Consider the following 12,272-nt stretch of genomic DNA (forward strand, 5'->3'; position numbering starts at 1 on the left):
ACATTTCAATTCCTCCTTTGAAATCTGGTGTGATAGAAAGATAGAATCGTATAATAATCACTAAGCCAATGCAAAATTGTTATTTTATTAATGTTTCATTCGGTAGTTCTTGTTGCTGTATTACTTTTTTGTATTCTTTTGGAATGACTTTAACCCAATTTTCTAAATGTTCATCCCAATGTTTCAGAATAATGGATGCTTTTGTACTTCCTGTGAATGTATAGTGGTTTTCAAGAAGTTGTCGAAGCTGGGGCTCATCCTCTTCTCCGATAGATTCTAAATCCACTAGCGTAACATTGCACTGCTTTCGGAAATGATCAAAGTCGTCTGCGTAAACATAAGCCATACCACCGGACATTCCAGCTGCAAAGTTTTTTCCAATCGTGCCAAGAACTGCAACAACTCCGCCAGTCATATACTCGAGACCATGATCGCCAATTCCTTCTACAACAGCTTTCATGCCACTATTTCTAACAGCGAAACGTTCCCCTGCTAGACCACGAATATAGGCTTCACCTGAAGTTGCTCCGTAGAAGGCAGTATTTCCAATTATCGTATTTTCTTCGGGAACAAAGATTGAGTTTTCACATGGGTTAACTATGATTTTTCCTCCAGATAAGCCCTTTCCAACATAGTCATTCGCATCACCTTCAAGAGCTAATGTCATTCCTTTAGGTATAAATGCACCAAAGCTTTGACCTGCAGATCCTTTGAACGTGAGTCGAATGGTATCCTCAGGAAGACCTTCACGCCCATACTGCTTGGAGATTTCACTGCCAACTATCGTTCCAACTGCTCGGTCTGTATTTTGGATCGGAAATTGTGCTTCCACTTGTTGCTGCATGTCGAGTGCTGGTTTACATACTTTTAGTAGTTTCTTATAATCAAGAGAATGTTCAAGTCCATGGTCTTGTTTCTTCTTGTTGTATTGCGGCCCTTTACCGGAAAATGGTTGAAAAACTATTTTAGATAAATCTAGATATTTTGCTTTCCAATGTGAAGTTGCTTGATCACTTGGTACAAGTAAGTCAGTACGACCAACCATCTCGTTAATGGTTCTAAAACCTAACTGAGCCATGATCTCACGGACATCTTGAGCAATAAATCTCATGAATGCTTCAACATGTTCAGGTTTACCAAGGAATTTCTTCCTAAGCTCTGGATCCTGTGTTGCTATTCCCACTGGACATGTGTCTAAATGACACTGTCGAACAAGTACACAACCAAGGACAACCAAAGCAGACGTTGCAAATCCGTATTCTTCTGCCCCCAATAATGTTGCCATTACGATGTCGCGTCCTGTCATCATTTTTCCGTCGGCTTCAAGTACCACACGATCACGAAGTCCATTTAATACAAGTGTTTGGTGAGTTTCCGCCAGTCCAATCTCCCAAGGCATTCCCGCATGTTTAATACTTGACCTAGGGGCTGCACCGGTTCCTCCGTCTGAACCACTGATTAAAATGACATCGGCTAAACCTTTTGCAACACCGGCTGCAATCGTCCCCACCCCTGCTTTCGAAACAAGTTTCACGCTAATTCTTGCTGAAGGATTTGCATTTTTTAAATCATGAATCAGTTGTGCAAGATCCTCAATTGAGTAAATGTCGTGGTGTGGTGGTGGTGAGATTAGGCCGACTCCCGGCGTTGAACCACGAACTTCGGCAATCCAAGGGTACACCTTATTTCCTGGTAGTTGCCCGCCTTCACCTGGTTTTGCACCTTGTGCCATTTTAATCTGAATTTCATCAGCATTTACTAAATAATGACTGGAAACTCCAAATCTTCCAGAAGCTACTTGTTTTATTGCACTACGTCTGGAATCACCGTTGGAATCAGGGGTAAAACGGACATAATGTTCGCCACCTTCTCCACTATTGCTTTTTCCTCCAAGTCGATTCATTGCAATTGCTAACGTTTCATGTGCTTCCTGACTTAATGAACCATAGGACATCGCGCCCGTTTTAAAACGGCGAACAATTGATTCCACAGGCTCTACTTCATCAATTGGAATCGGTGTCGTTGCGTTAAATTTAAACAAGTCACGAATGAAAATAAGTTGCTCCTGATTTGCTTTTTCTACATATTTTTTATAAAGTTCATAATCATTTTTTCGGCAAGCCGTTTTTAATGCGTGTGTCGTGGCTGGGTTGAAAGCATGGAGTTCTCCATCCTTCCGATATTTGAACTCATTTCCTGGTTTTAATGGTATTTCTTCTTCATTAAAGGCGAGTTGATGTCTCATTAGGACTTCTTTTGCCATAATATCTAGGGTAATCCCACCTAAACTTGAAGGTGTTCCTGTAAAATATTGATCGATTACACTTTCTGCTATGCCAACTGCCTCAAATATTTGCGCACCACGGTAGCTTTGAATCGTTGAAATCCCCATTTTTGACATGATTTTCACGATACCTTCTGTTATGGCATTTGTATAATTATGAATGGCTTTATCAAGAATGATTTCTTCTTGGAAATCTCCATTTTTTACTAGATTCAAAATACTTACCATTGCAAGATAAGGATTAATTGCATCTGCTCCAAAACCAATTAACATGGCTAGTTGATGAACGTCACGAGCTTCACCTGTTTCGACAATAAGGCTTACATTTGTTCTAGTTCCCTGTCGTACGAGGTGGTGATGAAGTCCACTCACTGCAAGGAGTGCTGGAATCGGTGCCCATTCATGAGTGACATGCCTATCAGATAATTGGATAAGAGTGTGGCCTTTTTGAATCGCCTCATCAACCTGACTAAATAGGTCTTGTAAAGCCGTTTCCAGTGTACCTTCAACATCCTCTGCTCTAAACAACATTGGAATTTCTTTTAGTCTGAAATGTTCTTGAAGTCTTGCCAGTTCATTATCTGATAAAATTGGTGTTTCCAGACGAATACGTTGACAGCTACTTTCAGTTGGATTGAGTAGATTTCCTTCTGCACCTAGAAGAGTGGATGCTGATGTCACAAATTTCTCCCGAATTGCATCGATTGGAGGGTTTGTTACTTGTGCAAATAGCTGTCTAAAATAGTTGTATAGGAGCTGTGATTGATTGGAAAGAACGGCTAATGGCATATCATTCCCCATTGAATTGATGGGATCCTTTGATTCGACTGCCATAGCAGCAATTACTTGGTTGATTTCCTCTAAGGTAAAACCGAATACTTGCTGGTATTTTAAGATAGGAAACTCTTTTTGTTCATGAGATAAAGATTTTAATTGATTGATATGAATACGATTAGTCTCTAGCCATTTTTGGTAAGGGTATTCATTTGCTATCTCGCTTTTGACTACTTCATCCTGAATGATTTTCTGTTTCTTTAAATCAACTAGAAGCATTTTTCCTGGACTTAATCTTCCCTTTTCTAGAATTTGGTCAGCTTCAAGGTCGATTACACCTGCTTCTGAAGCAAAAATGATGGTATTATCAACTGTTACATAATATCGCGCAGGACGTAGACCGTTTCTGTCTTGCATAGCACCAATTTGCAATCCATCTGTGAATGCAAAGGCTGCTGGTCCATCCCATGGCTCCATTAAATGGCTATGAAACTCGTAAAAAGCTTTTAACGATTCATCCATAGAAGGATTATTCTCCCATGGTTCCGGAACCATCATCATAGCTGCGTGTGGTAATGATCTTCCGGAACGTGTTAGAAATTCTAGACTGTTATCAAAGGCTGCGGAGTCACTTCCATTCTTATCAATGATTGGAACAAGTTCTGATAATTTTTCTTTCCAAATAAGTGATTCCAGCTTTTTTTCTCTTGCCTTCATCCAATTGACATTGCCATTAAGTGTGTTAATTTCACCATTATGGACTAACATTCGGTTTGGATGTGCTCTTTCCCAGCTAGGAAAAGTATTTGTGCTATAGCGAGAATGAACGAGTACAAAGGATGATTGGAAGTCGTTGTCTTTTAGATCAAGATAATATTGATCGAGTTGCCCTGGAGTTAACATTCCTTTATAAACAATGGTTCTTGCTGAAAGACTGGCTACATAAAATGTTTCATTCTTAGTTAGCTGTGCTTCTCGTATCTTTTTTTCCGTTCTCTTACGGATCACATAAAGGAGTCTTTCAAATTCCTCGACGTCTCCTACATTGTTACTTATAAATAGTTGATAAATAAAAGGTTGACTCATTCTTGCGCTTTCACCGATGCTCTTATCATCTACAGGAACCGCCCGCCATCCTAGTATTTCCTGTCCTTCGTCCTCGACAATTGTTTCAAAAGCATCCTGACATTGCTTCCTTAAGACAGGGTTTTGAGGTAAAAAGACCATTGCTACACCATAGCTACCTGGTTCCATCATGCTCAGTTTTGAACAAGTCTTTTGGAAAAACAAATGTGGGATTTGAGTTAAGATTCCTGCTCCATCTCCTGTATTTGAATCACCAGCTTGTGCGCCGCGGTGTTCCATACGACAAAGCATGGATATACCTTGTGCTACCGTTTGATGTGTGGCTTCTCCTTTCAAATCAGCAATAAAGCCAATCCCGCAAGCATCATGTTCAAATTGAGGATCGTATAACCCCTGTTTATTTGGTTGTCTAATTTGTTGCATCCAATCACCCTTTCCATGTGTTTATTCGTTATGAGTTGAAATTTTAGATTATGAAATCGTCTTTTTCTTGTTTTTTATTTTATACCGTTTTTATCCATCTAATCAATGCTAATTTTTCATAAAATCAATCTAATTTTGATATTAATTAAAAATAATCATGTCAAAACCCTTATTCTTCCTACCTCGAATATGTATATATAAGTGGGTTTTTAGTATGGTTTTAGAATTTTATGTTGTGCAAGCCAAGATTGGAGAATGATGAATATAAGAGTTTTTAGTGTTTATATCATTTTTTGATAAAATTAATCTAATTATGAGATAGGTTATTTGAAAGTGAAGTGATTATTCGATTAAAAAAAGAACGCACAAAATTAATGTGCGTTCAAATCGACTTACTAGTTTACATAATAATATTATGTTCTACTGTAATGTTTATCAAAACAAACGAATGTATATTCTTGAAAACTTCCCCCCTCTCCCCTAAAAAATCTAATATTTTATGGACCAAAAGTATTTTCGTACATATATTATCAAGTGAATATTTGGGCTCTTATAAATCAATTTCTTATGAGGTGATATGTATGTTTGTTGTTCATTACTTTGAAAATAAAAATCTCTTATTAACACAACTCGTACAAAATGTTCCGGCTGTTGAAGATGCAATTAAAATTAAAGGTCGAAAAGGAAAAGTAACCAATGTAACAGACATTGATGGAAGAAATGTCCATGTTCAGGTTGAGTTAGCTACTGTTGTAAAAAAGAGTGCACTTGTAGATCCAAAGAAGAAAAGAAGATAAACTCTACTAGAACGCACCCATGTGCGTTCTTATCTTTTTAATATCAGGATTTCCTTATCCTCCATCGATGTTTGAAAAAGAGAGATTGTACCAGCCACACCTATGCCGGAATTCAAATCCATTCCAAAATCATCATTTAATGCAATTGTCCATTTAGCTTCATGATCCTTTACTAAAACAACAGCTAATGTGCCAAATTGAACGATTTGGTCCCAGTTAAAGGTTTCCTTCCTCCCGCCATGTTCAACTGTAATTCCTTCTGTTTGTGTAGATATCGAACTATTGCTCCCTCTCCAATCACCATGTAAGGCTGAACCTACATAATAATAAAAATTTCCGCTTCCTCGGTCGCCATAAGTTCCAATATATTGGTGGAGTGAACCATCCATAGCCTTATATGTCATCGCAGCAACATCATTTGTTAACCAGTTAATTTTGTATTCGCCCTTCAGTTGATACGGAAGTGTCTCCTTTTGACGTGCGAAAATGCCATAATAGGTCCGATAATACTTGGCTTCTCCCTTTATTTCTTTTACAACGAAAATATTCTTTAAATCTGGGGAAACACTTACAATTTGAAGGATTGGATGTTTAAAAAGCAATGTAGTATTAGTCAAAATAAATAGTAGTAAGATGGATAAGCTTATAAATTTCCCCATCTTTTTAATGTTAAATAATACGATCATTGAAAGACCTAATAATATAGCTATTGCAATATTTAACACATAAAATAAACGATTGTCACTGTACTCCACAAAAAAATTAGCATGGAGGTAAAAATAACTCATTTGAAGACAAAATAATCCGATAGCCATTACAAACGAAATCCAACCAATTAGTTTTTTACGGTTCTTCATTAGGTGCTACCTCCGATGCAAACTCCCAGGTTAAACCTTGGTCAAATGAAATGAATTTTCCTTTTACTTTTCCACCCATATAGTCTCCATTTGGCCCTTGATTAAGAAGCACGGAAAGATGTTCATCTTCTTTATAAGGTACCTCTGCCGTAACGAATACCTTATGATACATTTCTGGAATAGTAAAACTTGCTTGTTTCCATGAGTATCCAGCATCTGTGGTTACATAAAAGTCAGGTTCTTCAGGATTAATGACTCCGTACGATAAAAAGCCAATATTCTCGTCGACAAAACCTCCATTATAAATAAGTCTTGTTGTACCAGGATAAGCTGCTTCTCGGAAGGAATTACCTCCATCATTCGTGATGAAAATAGCCGACCATTCCTGAGACATTGTTCTGTCACCGGATAAAATGACATAGCCAAATTGGTCATTAAGGAAGTCCACCTTTTTAAATCGAATACCAGGGGCATTTTCATATACAATTGATTCCTGCCAGGTAACACCATTATCCAGTGAGGTTATTAATTTTATTGGACCTACAGTAGTTAGAAATGTTGCTCTTTTATCGGAAAGTATATAACTGTCAGGAATGAGTTCAGTTTTGTTTCCGTTATATTCACCGCTAAAAAGGTGATCCACTTCAACTGGAACTGTAACCCAGTCCTTCCCATTGTCATATGTAATGTTTAATTCATTATTTTGCAATGAATATCCGATTCTGTTTGTGACAAGTGTTGGTTGCAATGGGGTTGGTTTCTGTTCTGAAACAGGAGGATCCACTATGTTTTTTGATGGTGATGAGTCCTTCAACGATTTTTCATAATTAAAAATTGAAATTAGCAAGATTATGACTATTAAACTAGAGACAAAAAAGTACAGTTTTTTCAAAAAGGTAGACTCCTTTGCATTATTAGTCTGTTTAATTTTAACAAAAGTTTCCAAGATGCAATAGCCAATTATAGAAAAAAAGCCTGCCCCAAATGTTTTTCACATTTTAGAACAGGCTCTATCCTATTTCCACCAATCATCGAACATGCTTGCTGGGACTTGTCGTTTATGCTGAGTAATGAGGTAACGTTTCTCAATTTTATCGGCATCTTCTTGCGAAATCTGTTTTCCTTCTAGATAATCATCAAGAAGATCATATGAGATTCCGAGCTCGGTTTCGTCGGCTTGCTGTGGTGTATTGTCTAATAAATCTGCTGTCGGGACTTTCAAATACAAACGTTCCTCTGCTCCTAATTCCTTTAAAAGGGCACGACCTTGTCGTTTGGTTAGCCCTGTTAATGGCAAAACGTCAGCCCCACCGTCACCGTACTTAGTAAAGAATCCAGTAACAGCTTCAGCGGCATGATCTGTTCCAACAACTAATAAATTGTGCATGCCTCCAACTGCATATTGGGCAATCATTCTTTCACGTGCTTTTACATTTCCTTTATTGAAGTCGTTAATCTTTTCACCTGTTGCCTGCTTGTACTCAGAGACAAATGCATCCACCGTTGTTGCAATATCAAAGGTTAATGAGCGGTCTGGTTGGATAAAAGAGAGTGCAGCCCGGGCATCATCTTCATCCTTTTGAATACCGTAAGGCAAACGAATAGCTATAAAGTTCGCCTCATGCCCTTCATTTCGTAATTCTTCTACAGCCATTTGACATAGCTTGCCCGCTAAAGTTGAATCCTGACCACCGCTGATTCCTAATACAAATCCTTTTGTCTTACTTTTTAACAGATACGCTTTTAGAAAAGCTATTCTGTGTTTTATTTCCTCTTTTGGGTCAATACTAGGATTTACATGTAAATCATTTATAATCTGTTGTTGAATACTCATGAAAGTTCCCTCCTTTAATGGTTGTTTAGGAACAAACTCTTATCCGTTTACTTACCAATTTTTTCTTCAATATTTAATTTAACTTCTTCAATTCGATTCATTTTATTATTCCAGCATTCTTGACTGAGGTCTACTGGATATTCTTCCGGCATCGTCGTACGCTTATACTCGTCCCAAAGTAATTCCAAACTTTCATTTAGATATTCACGAATTTGTTGTAGGGTTGGAATCTCATATACGAGTGTACCATTTTCATAAATCGTATGTTGTAATTCCCTTGCCTCAAAGTTGGTAACAAACTTGCTGATAAACGTATGAACAGGATGGAACATTTTAAGGCGTTCTTCGTGTTGTGGATCTTCATGTTCAAGTGTAATATAGTCACCTTCAGACTTTTGACTGCTCTTATTAATTATTCTATACACGCGCTTTAAGCCTGGTGTTGAAACCTTTTCAGGATTTCCACTTATTTTGATAGTGTCTACCATATTTCCGTTTTTATCTTCAATGGATACAAGTTTATAGACTGCACCTAATGCGGGTTGGTCATAAGCCGTAATCAGCTTTGTTCCAATGCCCCATGAGTCAATTTTTGCGCCTTGTGATTTTAAGTTAATAATCGTATGTTCATCAAGGTCATTTGATGCTACAATTTTGGCATCTTTAAATCCGGCTTCGTCCAGCATTTTGCGTGCTTCCTTTGATAAATAGGACAAGTCTCCACTATCTAAGCGAATTCCAATGAAATTTATATTGTCTCCTTCTTCTTTTGCAACCCTAATCGCATTTGGAACACCGGATTTCAATGTGTCATATGTATCAACGAGAAACACACAGTTTTTATGGGTTTTTGCATAATGTTTAAAAGCTTCATATTCATCGCGATATGCTTGTATCATGGAGTGTGCATGGGTACCTGAAATAGGAATATCAAATAATTTACCTGCCCGAACGTTAGAGGTTGAATCAAAGCCAGCAATATAGGCAGCTCTTGTACCCCAAATCGCTGCATCCAATTCATGTGCCCGTCTTGTACCAAATTCCATCGCAGTTTGATCGCCAACAACCTGTTTGATACGAGATGCTTTAGTCGCAATCAATGTTTGATAATTAATAATATTTAAAATAGGCGTTTCCAATAAAACGACTTCACAAATCGGGCCTTCAATACGGAGAAGTGGTTCATTAGCAAAGACGACTTCTCCTTCCTTCATCGATCGAAGCGTACCTGTAAAACGTAAATCCTTTAGATAGTCCAGAAAATCCTCCTTATACCCCTCTTCTCTTAAATAAGCAATATCGGTTTCACTGAACGAGAAATTTTCAAGAAAATGAATGATCCTCTCAAGACCAGCAAAAACGGCATACCCATTTCCAAATGGAAGTTTCCTGAAGTTTACTTCAAAAACGGCTCTTCGGTTATTTAAGCCTTCTCTCCAATAAATCTCTGCCATATTAATTTGATATAAATCTGTATGTAATGCAAAGCTGTCGTCTTTAAAATATTTATTCATCCAAAATACCTCCAGTAATTGACCCGTTTAACGTACTTCTGCGCCTATAGAATCCTTAAAATGGCCTAATGCCCATTCATGACCAGCCTGGTTGAAGCTTGCAACCGCTGAGCTATGAATGACAATTTTAAAACCACGATTATAGGCATCAACAGCAGTATGAAGTACACATATATCTGTACAAACCCCTACAATATGAACCTCATTGATTCCACGCTCACGTAATTTAATTTCGAGATTGGTGCCTGCAAATGCAGAATATCTCGTTTTGTCCATCCAGTACACATTTGAATTGGTTTGTTGCTCATTAAACACACGTTGTAAATCACCATACAGCAATCTTCCTGACGTATCCTCAATATTATGAGGTGGAAAAAGTTGCGTTTCAGGATGTAATTCATCGCCTTCTTTATGAAGATCAATTGCAAATACAACAAAGTCATCGTTTTTGATAAACTCTTCGGTGATGCGAACAATCTCTTTTTCAATTTCTTGACCGGGTTCTCCACAAGTCAATGCGCCATCACTAGCGACAAAATCATTTGTATAATCTACATTTATTAATGCCTTTTTCATATAATTTCCTCCTTAATATGAACATTCTCTTAATTTCATATCATAACGATTCGATTCATCCAGGTCGATGTTACCTCTAGTGGAAAATTTTATTAGGCTATAACGTCCATTTTATATGAACTTTGTTAATTTTTGAATAGAATTGCACTTTTTTGTAGAATCTTAAGTATGCAATTTGGTTAATGGAGTTGTGTACATGTTTAAAACAATCACTGAACAGGATTGGGTATATGAGTACATAAGTAAAAGGAAAAAACCGCTACCAGTGGTCCTAGGGACGAAAGGTACATGGACAGGAAACAGGAAGCCGATGATTATTTTAATAGGTTTTACAATGATGGATGTTTTAGTCCTTGGAGATTTGTACGGTGTATCACATCATCCCGTAAGGAAAATGAAAACAAAAGAAATTATTTACTATGCCATTAATGTTATCGATAAAAAGAAGGTAAAAGAAATTATTAAAGAATGGGATGAGGAATAGAAAATAACTCCACGCTTTCACGTGGAGTTAGTGGTTACCATTTAATTTTAGTCTTCGTCTAATTCCTCGTCGAAAATCTCATCGAAAGCAGAAGACACTTTTTCGAATTCCTCATCACTTTCAATTGCAGAAAAATCGCCCTCTTCATCGATTTTCAAAAAGAAGATGTCGATATCATCTTCAGTATCCTCTTCTAAGTCTTCAAGAAAACCAACTGCCACATACTCTGTCTCTTCAATTGTTACGACGCCAAGAACTTCTACGTCTTGCTCCTCACCAGTTTCATCACTAATTGAAAATACTTCTCCAACTTTAATCTTTTCCATATTTGAACCCTCCCCAAAAAAAGTTATGTACTCTTTTATCTTTCCAGTGAAAAGATAAAACATACCTGTACACATTAATAATACTCGATTAGGAAACAATAATCCTGTGATTAGTTTTACAATCACAAAATATCAATGTGGAGGGAAATACGATGAATATTCTATTTCGCTTATTCCCAGAGTTATTTTTTACGTTCGTAAAGTTAACAATCTCCATAAGAAGATTAACTTCTAAGATTTTGTATTTGTTACGAATTCCAGCTCTAGCGTAGGAAGGATATTCAATCAGTATGTTCGATTTCTCATTGATGATGAAAGAGGTAAGCAAATCCAGCTTACCTTTTTCTTTGTTTTCAGATGAAATTCAGATATTTACATTTAATTTATGGTATGATGAGGAAAAAAGTGGGAGTAATAATATGAATCCATATCTATTTGCTGTACTTGTTGTGACCACTACTGCGTTAATGGGCTCATCTTTTGCGGTGGGTAAAATTGGATTGGATTATGTGTCACCGCTTCTTCTTGTCGGATTACGTTTTACAATTGCTGGTGTTCTTATGGCTGTATTCGTTTGGAAAAAGCCACTTCCCAAAAAGGTACTAGATTGGATACGTATTTTTACAATCGGTGTCTTTCAAACAGCAGGTGTCATGGGCTGTATTTTCTTAAGCCTACGAACGATCTCTGCTGGTGAATCATCCATCCTCACATTTAGCAATCCATTACTCGTAGTCATTTTAAGTACCATTTTTCTTGGTATACGCTATCATCTCTTTCATTGGATTGGGGTAATCGTTGGTTTTGCAGGAGTCTTTATTACACTTGGCTTTCATCTTCATTTAGAAGTTGGAATTTTATTAGGCCTTGGTGCCTCACTTTCATGGTCGATTGGAACATTGTTAATTAAAAAATGGGGAGCACGTTTTAATATTTGGGTATTAACGGCTTATCAGATGCTTTTTGGTGGCCTTCTGCTTCTCTTAATGAGTTTTACACTAGAAACACCCGCTATAACTATAGCGCCTACATCGATTTTTATTATTTTATGGCTTGCAATTATGGCGTCAATAGTGCAATTTGCCATTTGGTTTTATTTAATAAATATCGGTGATCCAGGAAAAACGTCAGCCTTCTTATTTCTTGCCCCCTTCTTCGGAGTTTTATCTGGATGGATACTTTTAAAAGAAGTAGTAGAATGGTATGTCTATGCTGGCTCACTATTTATTTTTCTAGGCATCTTTCTAGTAAACTGGACTTTTTCAAAGGATAAAAAAATCGTGCAAAAGCTTGGTGCATGAAAAGACCCCGTTTTCC

General features: G+C 37.3%; 10 protein-coding genes. 3 read left to right on the forward strand and 7 right to left on the reverse strand.

All coding sequences use genetic code 11. The features are described from left to right. Positions 1-79: 79 nt before the first annotated feature. Positions 80-4,567: a glutamate synthase large subunit gene (gene gltB / locus CKJ95_RS08235; protein ID WP_099352931.1), complete on the reverse strand. Its 4,488-nt coding sequence runs from the start codon at positions 4,565-4,567 to the stop codon at positions 80-82. Positions 4,568-5,148: 581 nt separating this feature from the next. On the opposite strand from gltB, the gene CKJ95_RS08240 reads away from it, so the two are divergent. Continuing rightward, positions 5,149-5,364, forward strand: coding sequence for a hypothetical protein (locus CKJ95_RS08240; protein WP_099352932.1), 216 nt, complete (start codon positions 5,149-5,151; stop codon positions 5,362-5,364). A 29-nt stretch (positions 5,365-5,393) separates the two neighbouring features. Here CKJ95_RS08240 and CKJ95_RS08245 read toward each other — a convergent pair whose 3' ends face one another. The 5 genes from CKJ95_RS08245 to CKJ95_RS08265 form a co-directional block, all read right to left on the reverse strand. After that, positions 5,394-6,221, reverse strand: a complete 828-nt coding sequence (locus tag CKJ95_RS08245; protein WP_099352933.1) for a hypothetical protein — start codon at positions 6,219-6,221, stop codon at positions 5,394-5,396. Next, positions 6,208-7,113 (reverse strand): WD40/YVTN/BNR-like repeat-containing protein, encoded by a 906-nt coding sequence (locus tag CKJ95_RS08250; RefSeq protein ID WP_099352934.1) that lies wholly within the window; start codon positions 7,111-7,113, stop codon positions 6,208-6,210. Before CKJ95_RS08250 ends, CKJ95_RS08245 begins: the two co-directional genes overlap by 14 nt. A gap of 123 nt (positions 7,114-7,236) precedes the next feature. After that, positions 7,237-8,055, reverse strand: coding sequence for an ammonia-dependent NAD(+) synthetase (gene nadE / locus CKJ95_RS08255; protein ID WP_099352935.1), 819 nt, complete (start codon positions 8,053-8,055; stop codon positions 7,237-7,239). A 47-nt stretch (positions 8,056-8,102) separates the two neighbouring features. Continuing rightward, positions 8,103-9,569 carry a nicotinate phosphoribosyltransferase gene (locus CKJ95_RS08260; RefSeq protein WP_099352936.1) on the reverse strand — a complete coding sequence of 489 codons (1,467 nt, stop codon included), beginning with the start codon at positions 9,567-9,569 and terminating at the stop codon, positions 8,103-8,105. A 27-nt stretch (positions 9,570-9,596) separates the two neighbouring features. Further along, on the reverse strand, positions 9,597-10,145 hold the full coding sequence (locus CKJ95_RS08265) for a cysteine hydrolase family protein (RefSeq protein WP_099352937.1): 549 nt from the start codon (positions 10,143-10,145) through the stop codon (positions 9,597-9,599). Between the two features lie 196 nt (positions 10,146-10,341). Between CKJ95_RS08265 and CKJ95_RS08270 the strand changes: the two genes are divergently transcribed. Further along, positions 10,342-10,629: a hypothetical protein gene (locus CKJ95_RS08270; protein ID WP_099352938.1), complete on the forward strand. Its 288-nt coding sequence runs from the start codon at positions 10,342-10,344 to the stop codon at positions 10,627-10,629. Between the two features lie 47 nt (positions 10,630-10,676). On the opposite strand, the gene CKJ95_RS08275 is transcribed toward CKJ95_RS08270, so the two are convergent. Continuing rightward, on the reverse strand, positions 10,677-10,955 hold the full coding sequence (locus tag CKJ95_RS08275) for a DUF1292 domain-containing protein (RefSeq protein ID WP_099352939.1): 279 nt from the start codon (positions 10,953-10,955) through the stop codon (positions 10,677-10,679). Positions 10,956-11,374: 419 nt separating this feature from the next. Between CKJ95_RS08275 and CKJ95_RS08280 the strand changes: the two genes are divergently transcribed. Continuing rightward, entirely contained in the window at positions 11,375-12,256 is an 882-nt protein-coding gene (locus CKJ95_RS08280) for a DMT family transporter (RefSeq protein ID WP_099353212.1), read from the forward strand. The last annotated feature ends 16 nt before the right edge of the window (positions 12,257-12,272 follow it).

This window comes from Fredinandcohnia onubensis (assembly GCF_002734285.1).
Taxonomy (GTDB): Bacteria; Bacillota; Bacilli; order Bacillales; family Bacillaceae_L; genus Ferdinandcohnia; species Ferdinandcohnia onubensis_A.